Source organism: Methylobacterium sp. R2-1 (genome assembly GCF_014191355.1).
Lineage (GTDB): Bacteria > Pseudomonadota > Alphaproteobacteria > Rhizobiales > Beijerinckiaceae > Methylobacterium.
Window position 1 is genome coordinate 133,389 of record NZ_JACHWM010000002.1, and the last position, 18,161, is coordinate 151,549.

The 18,161-nt window shown below is 69.3% G+C and carries 17 protein-coding genes; 8 read left to right on the forward strand and 9 right to left on the reverse strand.

The genetic code is table 11. The features are described from left to right. Positions 1–67: 67 nt before the first annotated feature. From FHU13_RS03275 to FHU13_RS03290, 4 genes are all read right to left on the reverse strand, one after another. The gene (locus FHU13_RS03275; RefSeq protein WP_183434427.1) at positions 68–1,078 is read right to left on the reverse strand and encodes an NAD(P)H-quinone oxidoreductase; all 1,011 of its coding nucleotides are present in this window, start codon (positions 1,076–1,078) and stop codon (positions 68–70) included. A gap of 130 nt (positions 1,079–1,208) precedes the next feature. Further along, positions 1,209–1,859: a uracil phosphoribosyltransferase gene (gene upp / locus FHU13_RS03280; RefSeq protein WP_183434428.1), complete on the reverse strand. Its 651-nt coding sequence runs from the start codon at positions 1,857–1,859 to the stop codon at positions 1,209–1,211. A gap of 94 nt (positions 1,860–1,953) precedes the next feature. Further along, a complete protein-coding gene (glgX, locus tag FHU13_RS03285) occupies positions 1,954–4,047 on the reverse strand; it encodes a glycogen debranching protein GlgX (RefSeq protein ID WP_183434429.1) in 2,094 nt (697 codons plus the stop codon). A 76-nt stretch (positions 4,048–4,123) separates the two neighbouring features. After that, a complete protein-coding gene (locus FHU13_RS03290) occupies positions 4,124–5,548 on the reverse strand; it encodes a trehalose-6-phosphate synthase (RefSeq protein WP_183434430.1) in 1,425 nt (474 codons plus the stop codon). A gap of 517 nt (positions 5,549–6,065) precedes the next feature. On the opposite strand from FHU13_RS03290, the gene FHU13_RS03295 reads away from it, so the two are divergent. The 4 genes from FHU13_RS03295 to FHU13_RS03310 are packed head-to-tail and all read left to right on the forward strand — an operon-like array spanning position 6,066 to position 8,221. Continuing rightward, the gene (locus FHU13_RS03295; protein ID WP_183434431.1) at positions 6,066–6,557 is read left to right on the forward strand and encodes a hypothetical protein; all 492 of its coding nucleotides are present in this window, start codon (positions 6,066–6,068) and stop codon (positions 6,555–6,557) included. A gap of 11 nt (positions 6,558–6,568) precedes the next feature. After that, on the forward strand, positions 6,569–6,982 hold the full coding sequence (locus FHU13_RS03300; protein WP_183434432.1) for a phage holin family protein: 414 nt from the start codon (positions 6,569–6,571) through the stop codon (positions 6,980–6,982). Continuing rightward, positions 6,979–7,386 carry a DUF3618 domain-containing protein gene (locus FHU13_RS03305; RefSeq protein ID WP_183434433.1) on the forward strand — a complete coding sequence of 136 codons (408 nt, stop codon included), beginning with the start codon at positions 6,979–6,981 and terminating at the stop codon, positions 7,384–7,386. The genes FHU13_RS03300 and FHU13_RS03305 overlap by 4 nt, the downstream gene beginning before the upstream one ends. A 58-nt stretch (positions 7,387–7,444) precedes the next feature. Beyond that, positions 7,445–8,221 (forward strand): DUF883 family protein, encoded by a 777-nt coding sequence (locus FHU13_RS03310; RefSeq protein ID WP_183434434.1) that lies wholly within the window; start codon positions 7,445–7,447, stop codon positions 8,219–8,221. A gap of 158 nt (positions 8,222–8,379) precedes the next feature. On the opposite strand, the gene hisS is transcribed toward FHU13_RS03310, so the two are convergent. From hisS to secB, 5 genes are all read right to left on the reverse strand, one after another. Then, positions 8,380–9,891 (reverse strand): histidine--tRNA ligase, encoded by a 1,512-nt coding sequence (gene hisS / locus FHU13_RS03315; protein WP_183434435.1) that lies wholly within the window; start codon positions 9,889–9,891, stop codon positions 8,380–8,382. A gap of 83 nt (positions 9,892–9,974) precedes the next feature. Beyond that, complete coding sequence (locus FHU13_RS03320; protein WP_183434436.1) at positions 9,975–10,346, reverse strand: tRNA-binding protein; 372 nt, start codon at positions 10,344–10,346, stop codon at positions 9,975–9,977. Between the two features lie 172 nt (positions 10,347–10,518). Then, positions 10,519–10,986, reverse strand: coding sequence for a DUF3429 domain-containing protein (locus tag FHU13_RS03325; protein ID WP_183434706.1), 468 nt, complete (start codon positions 10,984–10,986; stop codon positions 10,519–10,521). A gap of 127 nt (positions 10,987–11,113) precedes the next feature. After that, the gene (locus FHU13_RS03330; protein WP_183434437.1) at positions 11,114–12,367 is read right to left on the reverse strand and encodes an MFS transporter; all 1,254 of its coding nucleotides are present in this window, start codon (positions 12,365–12,367) and stop codon (positions 11,114–11,116) included. Between the two features lie 273 nt (positions 12,368–12,640). Further along, positions 12,641–13,147, reverse strand: coding sequence for a protein-export chaperone SecB (gene secB / locus FHU13_RS03335; protein WP_183434438.1), 507 nt, complete (start codon positions 13,145–13,147; stop codon positions 12,641–12,643). A 584-nt stretch (positions 13,148–13,731) separates the two neighbouring features. Here secB and FHU13_RS03340 point away from each other — a divergent pair. The 4 genes from FHU13_RS03340 (at position 13,732) to rho (ending at position 18,087) form a co-directional block, all read left to right on the forward strand. Further along, positions 13,732–14,451, forward strand: coding sequence for a Tim44/TimA family putative adaptor protein (locus FHU13_RS03340; protein ID WP_183434439.1), 720 nt, complete (start codon positions 13,732–13,734; stop codon positions 14,449–14,451). 12 nt (positions 14,452–14,463) lie between these two features. Then, positions 14,464–15,738 carry a murein transglycosylase A gene (locus tag FHU13_RS03345; RefSeq protein ID WP_246714458.1) on the forward strand — a complete coding sequence of 425 codons (1,275 nt, stop codon included), beginning with the start codon at positions 14,464–14,466 and terminating at the stop codon, positions 15,736–15,738. Further along, complete coding sequence (locus tag FHU13_RS03350; RefSeq protein WP_183434440.1) at positions 15,735–16,466, forward strand: Smr/MutS family protein; 732 nt, start codon at positions 15,735–15,737, stop codon at positions 16,464–16,466. Before FHU13_RS03345 ends, FHU13_RS03350 begins: the two co-directional genes overlap by 4 nt. A 277-nt stretch (positions 16,467–16,743) precedes the next feature. After that, positions 16,744–18,087 carry a transcription termination factor Rho gene (gene rho, locus FHU13_RS03355; RefSeq protein WP_183434441.1) on the forward strand — a complete coding sequence of 448 codons (1,344 nt, stop codon included), beginning with the start codon at positions 16,744–16,746 and terminating at the stop codon, positions 18,085–18,087. Positions 18,088–18,161: the final 74 nt, after the last annotated feature.

Genomic DNA, 18,161 nt, shown 5'->3' on the forward strand with positions numbered 1-18,161 from the left:
CGTCAGCATCGGTTATGCTTGGCCAACGCCGGTCCGGCTTCGAGAGTTCCTACCGAAACCTGTGCCGTCAGCGACCGGTGACGAGGAGGATCTTGCCCGTGTGACTGCTGGTCTCCATCAGTTCATGCGCCTTGCGCGCCTCCTCCAGCGGGAAGGTGGCGTGGACGATCGGCCGGATCTTACCGGCCTCGACCAGCGGCCAGACGTCCCGCTTCAGCCCCTCGGCGATGGCGGCCTTGGCCTCCTTGGGCTGAGCCCGCAGGGTCGCGCCGGTGATCGTGAGGCGCTTGAGCATGATCGGGGTCAGCGTCAGGCTCTCGGCCTTGTAGCCCTGCATGAAGGCGATCTGGACGAGGCGCCCCTCCACTGCGAGCGAGGCGATGTTCCTCGAGAGGTAGGCCGCTCCCACCATGTCAAGGATCACATCGATCCCCTTACCGTCGGTGAGGCGCTTCACCTCCTCGGCGAAATCCGCCTCGCGGTAGTTGATCGCGGCATCCGCTCCCAGCTCCTCGCAGAAGCGGCACTTCTCGGCAGATCCCGCGGTGGTGAGGACGCGGGCGCCGTGCTGCTTCGCGATCTGGATCGCGGTGGTGCCGATACCGCTCGACCCGCCATGGACGAGGAAGGTCTCGCCCTTCTGGAGCCGCCCGCGCTGGATCACGGTGGAATAGACGGTGAAGACCGTCTCGGGCAGGCCGGCCGCCTCCACCAGGGAGAGCGGCCCGGGCTTCTTCAGCACCTGTCCGGCCTCGGCGACGGCGAACTCGGCGTAGCCGCCGCTGATGACGAGCGCGCAGACCTCGTCGCCCACCGAAAGACCCGTCACCCCCTCGCCCAGCGCGGCGATCCGGCCGGCGATCTCCAGGCCGGGAATCTCGGTCGCGCCCTTGGGCGGCGGATAACTGCCCTGGCGCTGCATGATGTCGGGCCGGTTGACGCCCGCCGCGACCACCTCGACCAACACCTGCCCGGAAGCCGGCTCCGGCACCGGCACGGTCTCGACCGCGATGACCTCCGGGCCGCCCGCACCGGTGAAGCGGATCTGGCGCATGGTCTCGGGCAGGGTCTGGGACATCGGGCCTCCTCGGGGCTCACGCGGCGGGTTCGTCGCTCGCACGCTCGGGTCACATGGCGCACGGGACGGGATGCGTCGAGGCGTGTACGCGCACGCCGCTCGGGGCCGACGGCACTGAGGCACGGAAAAATCAGCGCGTGCCGTACATCCGATCGCCGGCATCGCCGAGGCCCGGCACGATGTAGCCGTGATCGTTGAGATGGCTGTCGATCGCGGCGGTCCAGACCGGCACGTCGGGATGCGCCGCCTGGAAGCGGGCGATGCCTTCGGGCGCCGCGAGCAGGCAGACGAAGCGAAGATCCTTCGCGCCCCGGCTCTTGAGCCGCTCCACTGCCGCGACCGCGGAATTGGCGGTGGCGAGCATGGGATCGAGCACCAACACCGTGCGGTCGGCGAGATCCGACAGACTCTTGAAATAATACTCCACCGCCTGGAGCGTGTCGGGATCGCGGTAGAGCCCGACATGGGCGACGCGGGCCGAGGGCATCAGCGAGAGCATGCCGTCGAGGAAGCCGACGCCGGCCCGCAGGATCGGGGCCAGCACCAGCTTCTTGCCGGCGATCCGGCGCCCCTCCATCGCTTGAATCGGCGTCTGGATGGTGACCGGTTCGAGCGGCAGGTCGCGGGTCACCTCGTAGGCGAGCAGCATGCCGATCTCGTTGAGGAGTTCGCGGAACCCCTTGGTCGAGCGCTCGCCGTCGCGCATCATCGTCAGCTTGTGCTGGACGAGGGGGTGATCGACCACCGTCACCCGTGCCGCGCCGCCGCTCTCCGCCTGCATCGATCCTGTCCTCGTGCCTGTCGCAATCCGAGGCCAGGATGCCACGGGGTGGAGGGGAAGCCGAGATGCCCGGCCCGTTTTCCCGGGCGAACCCTCAATCGAGGATGGGCGGCGACTTCAGCACCATCACCGTCCGCTCCGGCAGATCGACGGTGCCCCCGGCCGGAACCGGCGGGCGCATGCCGTCGGGAATCGCACCGGTCTCGAGGGCCGTGTCGAAGACGGGACGCCAGGGACCGCCGAGATCCGGCGGCAGGGCGAAGGGGCAGGGCTCCGGCGCCGCGTTCATGAGGATGAGGACGCGCTCCGAGCCCTCGATGTCGTTGCTCATCTGCATGCCGAAGGCACGGCGCTCACCGTCGCCCCAGGCGGCTTCATCCATCTCGGTCCCGTCGGGGGAGAGCCAGTGGACGTCCTTCAGGGCGGACTCGCCGACACGGCTGCCGACGAGGAAGTGGCGCCGCCGCAAGGACCGACAGGCCCGGCGCAGGGCCGCGAGGTTCGCCACGAACGCGGTGAGCGTCGGATCGGGATCGGTCTCCCAATCCATCCAGCTCAAGGCGTTGTCCTGGCAATAGGCGTTGTTGTTGCCCGATTGCGAGCGCGAGCGCTCGTCGCCCATCAGCAGCATCGGCACGCCTTGGGCGAAGAACACGCAGGCCAGCATGTTGCGCTTCTGGCGGGCGCGTAACGCCAAGATGCCGGCATCGTCGGTCGAGCCCTCGACACCGTAATTGGCCGAGAGGTTGTGGCCATGGCCGTCGCGGTTCTCCTCGCCGTTGGCCTCGTTGTGCTTCTCCGCGTAGGCGACCACGTCGGCGAGCGTGTAGCCGTCATGTGAGGCGACGAAGTTGATGCTGGCGAGCGGCGAGCGGCCGGACGGCAAAAAAATCTCGCGCGAGCCCGAGAGCCCCTGCGTCAGCTTGGCGAGCGTGCCCGCGTCACCGCGCCAGAAGCCGCGCAGGTTGTCGCGAAACTGGTCGTTCCACTCGCTCCAGCCATAGGGATAGCCGCCGAGCTGGTAGCCGCTTCCGCCGATGTCCCAGGGCTCGGCGATGAGCTTGACGCGCGAGAGGACGGGGTCCTGCTGCACCGCCTGGAAGAAGGCGGCCTGGGGGGAGAAGTCGCTCGGCGCGCGGCCGAGGCTCGTGGCGAGATCGAAGCGGAAGCCCGCCACGCCGTAGGCGGTCACCCAGTGGCGCAAGCTGTCGAGCACCATCCGCATCACCCGCGGATGGGCGACGTTCAGGGTGTTGCCGCAGCCGGTGCAATCGATGTTGCGGCGTAGATTTTCGGGATCGAGCTTGTAGTAGCTCGCATTGTCGATGCCGCGGAAGGCGAGCGTCGGCCCGAGATGGTCGCCCTCCGCCGTGTGGTTGTAGACCACATCGATCAGGGTCTCGATGCCGGCCGAGGCGAGTTCGCGGATGGCGAAGCGCAGCCCGCTCGTGCCGCCCTCGCCGAGATAGCGCGGCTCGGGGGCGAAGTAGTTGTAGGGCTGGTAGCCCCAGAAGTTGACGAGGCCCTTGTCGACGAGGAAGCGGTCGTCGGCGAAAGCCTGGATCGGCAGGAGTTCGAGGGCGGTGACGCCGAGCTTCAGCAGGTGCTCGATGATCGCCGGATGGGCGAGCCCCAGATAGGTGCCGCGCTCGGCTTCCGAGAGCGCCGGATGCGTCTGGGTCAGCGCCTTGACGTGGGCCTCGTAGATCACCGTCTCGTGGAGCGGGCGCGGCGCGGGCAGGCTGACAGGATCAGGCGTGTCGGGGCGGGTGACGACGCCGCGGGGCAGGAACGGTGCGCTGTCGCGCCGGTCGATCTGGTCCTCGCGGGCGCCACCGTGGCGGTGGCTGTAGAGCGCGTCGTGCCAGCGGATGCGGCCGGCGATCTCGCGGGCATAGGGGTCGAGAACGAGTTTGGCCGGGTTGAAGCGGTGTCCGCCGACCGGGTCCCAGGGGCCGAACACCCGGTAGGCGTATTGCTGCCCGGGCAGGAGGCCGTGCAGATAGCCGTGGAAGACATCGTCGGTCCGGCAGGGCAGGCGGATCGTGCGCGATTCGTGCCGTGCGCCCGGCTCGAACAGGCAGAGGTCGACCCGGGTCGCGTTCTGCGAGAAGAGAGCGAAGTTGACGCCGCGGCCGTCGAAATGCGCGCCGAGCGGCGTCGGCAGGCCCTCCTCGATGACGATCATTCCGGTCCTTCGTGAAGCCGGGCCCAAAAGAAGAGGCCACGCTTCGACTTAGGCCGATTCGTCGCCCTGGTGGAAGCTACTCCGCCGCCGCTGCCGTAGTGCTCGGCGGCTCGCGCTCGACGGTGCGGAAGGTCTCCAACTCCGCCATGAAGTTGCGCGCCCACCAATCGACATCCTCGCGCAGCATGCGTTCCACCATCGGCTTCCAGCGCTCGAGGCGCTCGCCGCGGGGCATGTAGAGCGCCTGCCGGATCGCCTCGGCCACCTCGAAGCGATCGTAGGGGTTGACGAGCAGCGCCTCGGGCAACTGCCGGGCGGCACCTGCGAACTTGGAGAGCACGAGGACGCCGGGATCCTCCTCGCTCTGGGCGACGACGTATTCCTTGGCGACCAAGTTCATGCCGTCGCGCATCGGCGTGACGAGGCCGACACGCGCCGCCCGGTAAAGGCCGGCCAGGACGGGCCGCGGATAGGCCTTGGTGACGTACTGGATCGGCGTCCAGGCCGGCTCGCCGAGCATGCCGTTGATGTCGCCGACCTTCTCGTTCACCTCGCGCGAGAGCTGCTCGTATTCCGGCACCTCGCTGCGGGATTTCGGCGTGATCTGAATGTAGACGACGTTGCCGCGCTGGTCCGGATTCGAGGCGAAGAAGCGATCCACCGCCTCCATCCGCTCGGGCACGCCCTTCGAGTAGTCGAGCCGGTCGACGCCGATCAGCAGCTTGCGGGTGCGCAGGCCCGCCATGGTCTCGCGCACCACCTTGTTGGAGCCGGCCTTGTCGGCGGCCTCCTTGAAGCTGGCGACATCGATGCCGATGGGGAAGGAGCGGATCCTGGTGCGCCGCCCGTCCACCATCATCGAGCCGCCGCCGAGCGGGATCGCCCGCATCGTGTCGATGAAGTTGCGCGAGAGATTCTGCACGTCCGCATCGGTCTGGAGGCCGATCAGGTCGTAATCGGCCATGGCGCGCAGCAGCTCGCTGCTGGCGGGCAGGGTGTTGAACACGTCGGCAGCCGGCCACGGGATGTGGTGGAAGTAGCCGATCGGATTGGCGATGCCCTGGCCGCGCAGCTCGCTCGCCAGCGGGAGCAGGTGGTAGTCGTGCACCCAGATCAGGTCGTCAGGCTCGACCAGCTTGGCGAGCGCCTGGGCGAAGGTCTGATTGACGCGCTGATAGCCGGCATAGTCCGAGCGGGAGAAGGTTCCCAGCCCGATCCGGTAATGCATGATCGGCCAGAGCGCCCGGTTGGCGAAGCCGGCATAATACTCGCGGTGATCCTGCGGCGAGAGATCGAGGACGGCGTACTGGATCGGCCCGCGGTCGATCAGTTCCGGCTCGGTGCTCGGATTGTCGCAGATGTTTCCGCTCCAGCCGAACCACAACCCCTCATAGGAGGAGAAGGCTTCCTTGACCGCGACGGCGAGCCCCCCTGCGGAGACCGCATCCTTGCCCTCGGCGGGCACGGCGACACGGTTGGAGACAATGATCAGACGTGCCACGAACCCGGCTCCGGTCCTCGCTGGGGCCGGCACGCGGAGCGCGCCGGCCTAAGGGTCTTGCGTCTGTGGGAAAACGCGCGGAAGCCTGGCGCGATCCGTCGGAAGGCAGCCAAGCGCATCGCCACCTGCGGGTCAAGCAGGCGGCCCGACGATGTCACCGCTGTTCCATCCCGCATCCGCCCGCCCGGCCCCCACGCCTGCCCGCGTTCGTCGCAGTGCAGCAGAGCCGCCGCCACCATGCAAGGGGCAAACTGAACGGGCGCTGACATCCGGCACCGGCACGGAACGCGTCCAGGGCACGCGATCGACGGGAGCATCAACATGACATCAACATGGGCGCGGCGCGGCTTCCTCGCTTTTTCTTATTGCGTTCGAACCCGCTTGCATCCGGCGACGGCCGAGCGGAACGAGCTCTGAAAACGGAACTCCGCGAGGCAGCCAACGGTTCTCCGGCCGAGTTCATCACGGATCGACGTGCATCCGCACCGATCCAGCGACCATGCCCGGAGACACGCCCATGACATCGTCCGCGTCCCCAGATCCCGTCGGCAGCGCCAAGCCGGCCGAGACCAAGGCCGATCTGGAGGATCTGCGCCACGACGTGGAGGACACCGCCAGCCTCGCGGCCGAGCGCGGCAAAGGGCTCGCCGCAGCCGCGCGCCAGCAGGCCCTCGCCTACGTCGATGACCGCAAAGGCGAGGCCGCCCGCTCCGTTTCGGACCTCGCCAAGTCCTTGCGCGACTCAGGAAAGACCTTCGACGACCGTCCCAATATCCGTGCCTTCTTCGACAGCGCGGCAGAGGGTCTCGACGATCTCGCCGGCACGATCGAGCGGCGCAGCCTCGACGACTTCTACCGCGAGGCCGAGGCCTATGCCCGCCGCTCCCCGGTGACGGTCGCGGTCGGCGCCTTCGCGGCCGGCTTCCTGCTGTCGCGCTTCGTCAAAGCGTCGGGCGACGTGGAGACGCCCCGCCCGGCCGGCCGCTCTCATGACGGCTACCGGGCCTGAGGGGACGCACCATGGCAAGCCCCAATCCCTCCTCCTCCCCTCCGCCCTCCTCGATCCAAGCCCTCGTCGCCGATGCCCTGCGCGAGGCGAGTGAGCTTGCCAGCAAGGAGATCGCCCTCTTCCGCACGGAGATGACGAACAACGTCCGCTCGTTGTTCATCGGCCTTGCGATGATGGTGCTGGCTGCGGTCTTCGCGGTCACGGCGATGCTGGTGCTGATCGGCGCACTGGTGAAGTTCGTCGCGACGCTGGTCGGGTCCGAATGGCTCGCGGCGCTGCTCGTGGGCGGCGGCATGCTGCTCGTGGCGGTGGTGCTCGGCGTCATCGGCGCCCGGGCGATGTCGCTGTCGAATCTCGCTCCGACCCGGACCTCGCGGCAGGTCCGGCAGGATGCCCGCGCGCTGACGGAAAGGGTTTCGGGATGAGCGAATCGATCTCGGACCTGGAGAAGGACATCGAACAGAGCCGCGCGCGGCTCGACGAGACGATCGACCGGATCCAGGGGCGCCTCAACGCGTCGAGCCTTGTCGACGAGATGCTCGGCTCGGCCCGGCAGACGCCCTACAGCGGCTTCTACGACGACGCCCTCGCCACGGTCCGGCGCAACCCCCTACCGGTCCTGCTGATCGCGGCCGGCGTCAGCCTGCTGCTCAACGGCATGCGGAACGTTCGCCGCCCGACCTCGCGCGCCCTCGTGCCGGTGGATGCCAAGCCGGTCGCGAGCCCGGTCACCAGCCCTGTTACCGTGACCGGCGCCGACCGCACCTACGACCCCGACGCCCCGGGCGGGCGTCCGATCCCCGATCTGCCGCCCGAGCGTCAGGTCTAGCCCGTCACGGGCCGCGCGCGAATTCCCGCGCCGACGGCCTCAAGCAGTGGAGTCCATCATGACCCAAGGTCCCAATCATCAAGGCCCCGTCACCACCCCGCCCTCCGGCGCACCCGTGGAGATCCTGCCCGAGAACATCGCCGCCCGGTCCGGCATGCCCCGCGAGGCAGGGGTCGATCACAGCCTGCACGACGTCGCCGACCGCGCGACCACGCAGGGCCGCGAGGCCAATGCCCGCCTCCAGGCCGGATTGCAGGACACGACCGAACAGGCGCGGGAAGGTGCCCGCAACCTCCGCGATCAGGCTGCGGACCGGGCTTCCGAACTCAAGAATCGGGTGAGCGAGGCCGCCGATACGGTTCGCGCAGCCCGCGAGCAGGCGAGCGACACCTACGAGGATGCCCGCTCCTGGGCAGAGGATCGCTACGAGACGCATCGCCAGCGCGCGTCCGACCTTGCCGATCGTGGCTACCGCCGCCTGCACGAGGGCCGCACCGCCACCGAGCAGTTCGTCACCGAGAACCCGCTCCTCGTCGGCGTGGTCGGCCTCGCCGCCGGCCTGTTGCTCGGCGCACTCCTGCCGCGCACCCGGCAGGAGGATCGGGCGCTCGGCCCCTACGCCGACGACCTGCGCGACCAGGGCATCCGCTACGCCCGCGACCTGACCCATCGCGGCCGTGCCTTCGTCGAGACGGCACTCGATCCCGAAAATCTCGACGCGGCGGTCAAGCGCACGAACGCGCAAGGGGGCCCGCAGAGCGGTCAACAGGGCGGTCCTGCGACCGGCTCCGCTCCGGGCCGCGACGAGACCGAGCGGACGGCGCACCGTCTCTGAGAGACGCCACTCTGCTCTCTCCCCGCTCTCTGCCCGCACGCGGGGGAGAGGCCGGCCTGCACGTTGTCGTGCAGGTCGGAAGCGGAGGCAAAGTCCTCTCCCCATGCGGTGGGGAGAGGAGATGCACCCTGCAGGGACTGACTCGACCGATCAGCGCCTCACCCGAAATGTCGGGCTAACGTCTCGCGGACCGCCTCGACCATGCGCTCGATCGGCACCGAGACCTGCGCGGGACGGGCGGCTTTCCACTCGGCGTTGCTGGCGATGGCCTCGGCCGCGCGGGCGCCCTCGATCAGATCCTTGATCTGGACTTCGCCGGCCTCGCGCTCGTTGGAGCCCTGGATCACCACTGCGGGCGCACGGCGACGGTCGGCATATTTCATCTGCGCCTTCATCCCGGCCGCGCCGAGATAGAGTTCGGCTCGGATGTTTTCGGCACGCAGCCGCGCGACCAGCGCCTGATATTCGGCGATGTTTTCGCGATCCAAGACCAGTACGACAACCGGGCCCGGCTTGGCCGCGCCCTCGACCAGCGGACTCTTGGTCAGCCTCAGAGCCGAGAACAGCCGCGAGACGCCGATGGAGAAGCCGGTCGCCGGCACCGGCTCGCTGCGGAAGCGCCCGACGAGACCGTCGTAGCGTCCACCGCCCGCCACCGAGCCGAAGCGGACCGTCTGGCCATCCTCGTTGGTGACGGGGAAGGTCAGTTCCGCCTCGTAGACGGGGCCGGTGTAGTATTCGAGGCCGCGCACCACGGAAGGGTCGGCCCGCACGCGGTCGTGGCCGTAGCCCGCCGCCTCGCACAGCCGCATGATCGCGTGCAACTCGGCGATGCCCTCGCGGCCGGTCTGGGACGAGCCGACGACCTCCTGCCAGGAGCCGAAGAACTTCTCCCAGAACGCCATCCGGTCGGCGCCCTGGTGCGGGCTCGCCTCGAAGCCGACATAGGCCAGGATGCGCTCGATGGCGTCGTCCGCGAGCCCGGCGCCCCTGGTGAAGTCGCCGCTCTCGTCCTTGCGGCCGGGGCCGAGGAGCAGGCGCACGCCGTCGGCGCCGAGGCGGTCGAGCTTGTCGATCGCCCGCAGCACGGTGAGTCGCTGCCCGGCCTTGTCGGGACCGGCGAGGCCGATCGCCTCCATGACGCCGTCGAGCACCTTCCGGTTGTTGACCTTGACCACGTATTGGCCGGCGAGCCCGAGCCGCTCCAGCGTGTCGGCCATCAGCATGCAGGTCTCGGCATCCGCCGCAACGGAGCCCGCGCCGACGATGTCGGCATCGAACTGCATGAACTGGCGGAAGCGACCCGGCCCCGGCTTCTCGTTGCGGAAGACGTAGCCCGCCCGGTAGCTGCGATAGGGTTTGGGGATCGCATCGAAATTCTCCGCCACGTGGCGGGCGAGCGGCGCGGTGAGATCGTAGCGCAGCGACAGCCACTGCTCGTCGTCGTCCTGGAAGGAGAACACGCCCTCGTTCGGCCGATCGAGGTCGGGCAGGAATTTTCCCAACGCCTCGGTGTACTCGACGAAGGGGGTCTCCAGCGCCTCGAAGCCGTACAGCTCGAAGGTCTGCCGGATGGTGTCCAGCATGCGCCCCTGGGCCAGGAGGTCGGCCTCGGTGCGGTCGGGGAAGCCGCGCGGCAAGCGGGGTTTCAGGGTGTCGGCCTTGGCCATGTCGTCGCCGATCGAGCGGGAGTCTTCGGGAATGAGGCCCGGCTCTATCGCAGCCGCGGGCGAGGCGGCAACCCGAGGCCGTCTCAGAACAGCCGGCTGCCGTCCGGCACCGGTTTGTCGGGAGCGAACAGTACGACGGCGCCGGCCGCGTCGGCAAAGCCGAGCGTCAGCACCTCCGACAGGAATTTTCCGATCTGGCGCGGCGGGAAGTTCACCACCGCCGCGACCTGGCGGCCGGTCAGCGTGTCGGGGCTGTAATGCTCGGTGATCTGCGCGCTGGAGCGCTTGCGGCCGATCACCGGTCCGAAGTCGATGACGAGCTTGATCGCGGGCTTGCGCGCCTCGGGAAAGGGCTCGGCCGAGACGATGGTACCCACGCGGATATCCACGGCGAGGAAGGCGTCGAACCCGATTTTGTCCGCCTCGGGGGCTGTGGGATCGTGGGTGACGTGCATAGGCCGATCGGAGAGCTTGGCGGATTGGCGGAACGGCCTTCTACGAAAGCCGATGACATTCGCCAATTCATCCCCTGAGCCTGAGGTGCTGGAGCGCGGCGGAAGCTGTGAGAGGTGTTGCAGTGTCCGCGCCGGTCCTCGGCGGGAGGACTCGAGGTCGGCCGGTGCTATCTCAGAGCGTGAGGCGATAGGCCAGCAGCGCGGCGAGGCTGAGGACCGCCAGCGGGATCTGCGCCGGCCGCAGGCGCTCGAAGTACAGGGGCACCTCACCCCGGCGCGCGGCGATCGGATCGAGAATCGCGATCTCGGTGAAGCCGACGATCAGCAGGCCGAGCGCGATGGCAGGTTCGCCCCGTGCGAAGGCGATGACAGCACCGTAGCCCAGCAGGAACAAGCTCAGCATCGTAGCGATCTGCGCGAGAGTCGCCCCGCCCTCGGTGCGGAAGCTGACACCGCGGCGCACGCCGGAGAGGAACAGCAGGATCGCGCAAGCCCAGAGCAGCGTCAGGGTGAAGACCGCCTCGGCCGTCGGCCCTCGCAACACCCACACCAAGACCGCCCCGGCAACGAAGGGCAGCATCGGCCCGTAGCCGAACACGACGCTGAGCCAGGGCACGGCGCGAGGCTCGTAGGCGCGGATCGTGCGGCCGGTCTCATCGTCCTACGATCGGGCCGTCGGAGTTCGAACCATGCGCGCCTCGCGGCCGGGAGGAAACGCCCGGTGAACGGCCGAGGCGCCGAGCCTGTTCCGACCGATCAGACGCGCTTCACGCCGGCTTCTCCGCGGAGCGCGCAGCGTGGCGGCGCTCCTCGCGGCGGGTGCGGCGACGCTGGGAGCGGCTATCCTCGGTGGTGGCGGCAAGCCACCAGACCAGGGCAAGCGCCAGGACGCCCGCTGCGCCGAGTGCCAGGAAGGATCCGCTCCAGCCGAACCAGCCCTGGGCGAGGCCGCCGTACCACGCCGAGAGCGCGCCGCCCGCGCCCTGCACGGCGTTGACCGTGCCGAGCGCCGTCTGGGTGCGGCCCGAGCCCCAGGTGAGGTCGGCCACCACCACCGGCACCGCCACACCGATGATGCCCGAGGCTACGCCGTCGAGAATCTCGGCGGTGATGAGCCAGTACGGGTCATCGATGAAGGCCGAGAGAGCCGCCCGGACAGGCAGGGCGAGGCAGGCGGCGATGAGAAGCTGGCGCCGGCCGCGTCGGTCGGCGAGCGAGCCGGCGGCGAGCGCCACCGGCACCATCACGAGCTGGGCCACCATGACGTAGCGGGCGGTCCAGGCGGTGGGGTTGTCCGCCGTGTGCACGAGTTTCTGCCCCAGCAGGGTCAGCATGCCGCCGTTGCCGAGCTGGAACAGGGCGAGCGCCACCGCGAGCACAAGCAGCCGCTTGTTCGAGAGAATCTGGAAGAAGGACGAGCGGGCCGGCTCCGCCTCGTCCTCCTCCTTCCAGCCCGCCGCCCGGCGGTGGTTGAAGGCGCGGGCCGGCATCGCCAGCGCGGCGGCGATGGCGGCGGCAGCCATGGCCCCCAGCACCCAGAAGGCGATCTCGGGCCCGAAATGAGCGGTGCCGAAGGTGATGAGCCCGGCAGCGATCAGGATGCCGACATGGTTGAAGGCCTGGTTGCGCCCCTGTTGGCGTGGGAAGGCCTCCTTGCCGACGACCCCCAGCGTCAGCGCCGTGACCGCGAGCAGCAGCAGCGTGCCGCCGGCCGCAGCGAGGAACTGCGCCGCCAGAACCGGCACGAAGGAATGGGCCGGCATCAGGAGCAGCGTGCCGGCGAGGATCGCGGCGCAGGAGATCACGATGAGGAGGCGCGGGCGTCCGAGGCGGTCGACCAGCGCGCCGAAGGGACCGCTGAGCAGCAGCGTGCCCGCGCCTACCAGGGTGGTGACAAGCCCGACCTGCGACGGGCTCCACTGCCGCATCTGCGCGAGCCACGTGCCGAGGAACGGCCCGAGCCCGCCCTGGATATCGCCGATGAAGACGTTGATCAGGGCGAGGTGGGTGGTGGGCGCCATGCTGCCCTTGGAGATGAGCCGGGGAGATGAGCCGGTCGAAAGGCCGGGGGCGTTCCCCAGCGCAGGGCCGCGCGAGGGGCGATGCACGCGGCGTTGCGCGGGACGATCCGCGAGGCTGCCCCGTTCCGCCTCAACCCCGATGACGGCCCGTGGGTGACCGCGACCGCTCAGCGCGGCAGGGCCGGAAACAGCCGATGAAAAAACCCCGGCACCGTCGGCACCGGGGTTTCGTTCAGGGATTTCCGCTCGGAACGATGCGCTTGAAGCCTCGCCTCAGGAGGCGAGCGGCGCGCCCGTGCCCTGTCCGGCGGCCTGCGCTTCCATCATCTTCTGCTGATAGAGGCCGACGAAATCGATCGGGTCGATGTAGAGGGGCGGGAAGCCGCCGTTGCGGACCGCCTCGGCGACGATCTGGCGCGCGAAGGGGAAGAGCAGGCGCGGGCACTCGATCATCACCGCCGGGTGGATCTGCTCCTGCGGGATGTTGCGCATGCGGAAGATGCCGGCGTACTTCAGCTCGAAGGCGAACAGCACCTCGTTCTGGATCTTGGCATCGCCCTCGAGCGTGAGCTCGACCTCGAAGTCGGCCTCGGCGATCTGCTGGGCGTTGACGTTGACCTGGATGTTGATTTGAGGCCCGCCCTCCTGCGGCTGCAGGGAGCGCGGCGCGTTCGGGTTCTCGAAGGAGAGATCCTTGGCATATTGCGCCAGCGCGTTGATCGCGGGCGCGAGATCCTGGGCCTGTGCGCCGTTGCCGTTCGGTGCCGCGGTATCGGCCATGGCGTCTCTCCTTCTTGCGTCGTCTTTGCGCGCACGTGTCCCGCGCAAGAGCGCCCCTCCGGCGCGGGCTGCGGCTACCATGCCCGTATCCAGCGAACAAGCCGAACCCAAGCAATCGGCCATCCTCGAGCGAAGCCGCGAGGCCTTGTTCTCGACGTTGTCGGCATGGGCTTGGGATGCGCGCGAATGGGACGCGGAGGCTCGTCTCACCCGTTTACCTGGAATAGCTCGCGGCTACGCCCATATCACGGTAAGGTCACGGACTTCGAACAGTCGGAGACACTCAGACCCAAGCGCCTTTCTAGACGTCCGTTTCCGGCTCGATCCCCGCGCCGCCCTCGGCTAAGAGTGCCTCACGAAACGCCCGGTCACCGGCCGATCTTCCTTCGGCCGCCACGGCGCAGCGGGAGTTTCGTGAGAGACATTCAGAGCCGGTTTCGCGAACCCCTCTCCGGCCACGGTCGGGAGCCTCGCGAAGCCATCTGCCGGAGCGCGGTGGGCGGGATCACGGGACGGCCCTTCTCGTCCGAGCGGCCTCGCGGGCGCCGGACATACATGTGCGACGGTCACGATTCGGATCGGTGATGCAGGATTCCTTCGACGCAACCACTCTGATTTTCCTGGCGCTGGCCGTCTTCGTGATCTGGCGGCTGCGCTCGGTCCTCGGCCAGAAGACCGGCACCGAGCGGTCGCCCTTCCGGCCGGTCGAGCGCAACCGCACCGAGCCGCCGGCCGCCGGCCGCGGCGAGGGCGACAACGTGGTGCGCCTGCCCGGCGCCGACCGGGGACAGGCAGGGGCGGCGGTCCAGACCGCGCCCCGCGACTGGCGCGGCATCGCCGAGCCGGGCTCCGCGGTGGCCCGCGGCCTGGAGCAGGTCGTTCAGGTCGAGCCGAGCTTCGAGCCGAGGGCGTTCCTGGAGGGCGCCAAGGGGGCCTACGAGGCCATCGTCATCGCCTTCGCCAAGGGCGACCGCAAGACTCTGCGGGTGCTCCTGTCGCGGGAGGTCTGCGAGGGTTTCGAGCGGGCGATCTCGGAGCGCGAGAAGCGCCGGGAGACTGTCGAGACCACCTTCATCTCCATCGACAAGGCGGAAATGGTGGCAGTCGAGGTGAAGAACCGCGTCGCGCAGATCACCGTGCGCTTCCTCTCGAACCTCATCACCGCCACCCGCGACGCGGACGGCAAGGTGATCGACGGCAATGCCGAGACCGGCGTCGAGGTGCCCGACGTGTGGACCTTCGCCCGAACCCTCGGCTCGCGCGATCCGAACTGGCAGCTCGTCGCCACCGACGCGGGCGGCTGATCGATCCGCGTCATGCCGCGTCCGCACGTCTTCCTTTCGGCCGCAGCGGTCCTCGCCGCTGCGGCCGTTTCCGTTCCCGTCGCATCGCCACGCGCGGCCGAGCCGCCGCGCCTGCCGCCCCAGGTTCCGGGCGCCGTGCTGGAGCCGGTGGCACTCGCGGCGCTGCCCGGCTGGCGCGAGGATGACGGCGCGGCGGCTCTCGACGCCTTCCGCCGCACCTGCGCCGGGCCCGGCCCCAATCCTCCCCAGGCCCCGGGCGTGACGGGCTCCCCCGCCGACCTCGCGGCGGCTTGCGCGGCCGCCGCCGCGGTGAAGCCGGATGATGCCAAAAAATTCTTCGAGGCGCGATTCTCCGCCTACCGCATCGTGCGCCCGGCCTCCGGGACGGAGCCGGAGCGCCGCGTCGGCTTCCTCACCGGCTATTTCGAGCCGGAACTGACGGGTTCGCTCGAACCCGGCCCCGGCTACACTGCCCCGGTCCTCTCCCGGCCCGACGACCTCGTCAGCCTCGCTCCCGGCGAGACCGCGCCGGGGCTCGATCCGGTCTATCGGGCAGGCCGGCGCACCGAGGCCGGGCTCGTTCCGTATCCCGACCGTGCCGCGATCGAGGACGGGGCGCTCGGCGATCGGACCCGGCCGCTGCTCTGGCTGCGCGACGCCGTGGATCTGTTCGTGCTGCAGGTGCAGGGTTCGGGCCGGGTGCGGCTCCCCGACGGCCGCGGGATGCGGGTGCTCTACGACGGCAAGAACGGCCAGCCCTATACCTCGATCGGCAAGCTCCTCGTCGCCGAGGGCCACCTGCCGCTCAACGGCCTGAGCCTGGAGCGCTGGACCTCCTGGCTGCGGGCCAATCCGGACCATGCCCGCCGGCTGATGCGGATGAACGCGTCCTACATCTTCTTCCGGACCGAGCCGGTCACCGATCCGGCCCTCGGCCCCCCCGGCGCTGCGGGCGTGCCTCTCAGTCCGGGGCGCAGCATGGCCGTCGATGGCGGCCTTTGGCGCTACGGCCTGCCGTTCTGGCTCGAAGGCAAACTGCCGGGCCAGCCCGGACGCGGCCACCTCGTCGTTGCCGCCGATACCGGCTCGGCGATCGTCGGTCCGGCGCGCGGCGACCTTTATGTCGGCACCGGCGCCGCCGCGGGCCGGGCGGCGGGCGACCTGCACGACCGCATGGGCTTCGTGGTGCTGATCCCCAAGCCGGCGCCCACCCCGAACGGGACTGTGGAGGACGCTGCGAAGGACGCAGCCGTGCCGGAGGCCGCCGCTGGGGAGCCCCGTCCGTGAGAGAGCGACCGCCGCGGCGATCCCGCCTGCTCTCGCGCGAGGAGGCCCATCTCTGGAGCGAGATCGCCAAGCTGATCACGCCGCTGCGGGGCCGGGCCAAGCCGAGAAAGGCCCCCACGAACGCGCCCGCTGTCGAGGCGGAGCGGTCCACGACGCCTGTCGTGAGGGCCGCCGCGAAGACGCCTCCGAAGCCGGCGGCCAAGGCCGCCCTGAGATCCACGTCGAAGCCCGCCTCCCCTCCCCTGGCGCGACCGGCACCGACCGTCTCGCTGCCGCGCGCCCCCTCCAAGCCGCTCAAGCTCGGCGACCTCGCTCCCGAGATCGCCCGCGCCTCCGCCGCACCGGTTCCAGTCCCTGCGCCGGCGTCCCCGGGCGCGCCTGGGCTGGAACGGCGCGAGCGTCGCGGCCTGGAGCGCGGCACCCTGATGATCGAGGCGCGCATCGACCTGCACGGACTCTATCAGGCGGAGGCGCATGCCGCCCTGGTCGGCTTCCTGCTGCGCTCCCGTGCAGCGGGGCACGCCCGCGTGCTCGTGGTGACCGGCAAGGGCGGCGAGGGTCTCAGCGGGCACGACCGCGGCGGCTTCGCCGAACGCGGCGTGCTCCGGCGCAGCGTGCCTCACTGGCTGCGCGGCCCGGAACTGCGTGGCTTCGTGCTCGGCTTCGAGGAGGCGGCGCGCCACCACGGCGGGGCCGGTGCCCTCTACGTGCGGCTGCGGCGCCGATGATTGGCGGGCGGGAAGCTTCCGCAGAGTCGGGCGATCCGAAACCTGAGATGAAATCGGCGGGCGGGGACTTGAGCCGGGTAGCGAAACGCGCTACTGAGCCATGCTCTCCCATTGCAGCCGTGTCGCATTCCTAGGTCTGTCCGGCCCAGTGAAACCGATGCGTGGGCCGGGCCGCGCGCCCGCGACGGCTACGGACCCCGGGGCGCTTCCCCGGCGCCCGGCCCTGCTCCCGAACCGGCCGACCATTCCCCGCCATTCGTTGGTTGCATCTCCCCACATGACGTCACAGAACGACGCTCTCGCCCCCGTCGAAGCTCCGGCCGAAGCTGCCGTCGCGCCGGCTGAACTCGCGGCCCGACGCGAGGTGAAGCTCCAGGATCTCAAGTCGAAATCGCCGACCGAACTCATCACCTTCGCGGAGGAGGTCGAGGTCGAGAACGCCTCGACCATGCGCAAGCAGGAGTTGATGTTCGCGATCCTCAAGCAGCTCGCGGCCAACGAGACCGAGATCATCGGCTCCGGCACGGTCGAGGTGCTCCAGGACGGGTTCGGGTTCATGCGCTCGAACGACTCGAACTACCTGCCGGGTCCGGACGACATCTACATCTCGCCCACGCAGATCCGCCGGTTCGGCCTGCGCACAGGCGACACGGTGGAAGGCCCGATCCGCGGCCCCAAGGACGGCGAGCGCTACTTCGCGCTGCTCAAGGTCAACACGATCAACTTCGAGAACCCGGAGAAGATCAAGCACAAGGTCCACTTCGACAATCTGACGCCGCTGTTCCCGACGAAGCGGTTCAAGCTCGAGCTGGACAACCCGACCAAGAAAGATTTCTCGCCCCGCATCATCGACATCGTCTCGCCGATCGGCAAGGGCCAGCGCGCGCTGATCGTCGCGCCGCCGCGCACGGGTAAGACCGTGCTGATGCAGAACATCGCGCAGTCGATCACCCTCAATCACCCCGAATGCTACCTCATCGTGCTGCTCATCGACGAGCGCCCGGAAGAGGTGACGGACATGATCCGCTCGGTGAAGGGCGAGGTCATCGCCTCGACCTTCGACGAGCCGGCCACCCGCCACGTGCAGGTCGCCGAGATGGTGATCGAGAAGGCCAAGCGCCTGGTCGAGCACGGCCGCGACGTGGTGATCCTGCTCGACTCCATCACCCGCCTCGGCCGCGCCTACAACACCGTGGTGCCGTCCTCCGGCAAGGTGCTCACCGGCGGCGTCGACGCCAACGCCCTGCAGCGGCCCAAGCGCTTCTTCGGCGCGGCCCGCAATATCGAGGAGGGCGGCTCGCTCACCATCATCGCCACCGCGCTGATCGATACCGGGTCGCGCATGGACGAGGTGATCTTCGAGGAGTTCAAGGGCACCGGCAACTCCGAGATCATTCTCGACCGCAAGGTGTCCGACAAGCGCATCTTCCCGGCGATCGACATCACCCGCTCCGGTACCCGCAAGGAGGAGCTGCTGGTGCCGCCGGATTCGCTCAAGAAGACCTATGTCCTGCGCCGCATCCTCAACCCGATGGGCGTCACCGACGCGATCGAGTTCCTCATGGACAAGCTGCGTCAGACGAAGAGCAACAGCGACTTCTTCGACTCGATGAACACCTGAGGCGAGAAACCACGCCAAAAGGGCCGGCCGAGTCGATCGGCCGGCCCTTTTTCATGTCAGGCTGCGCCACGCGA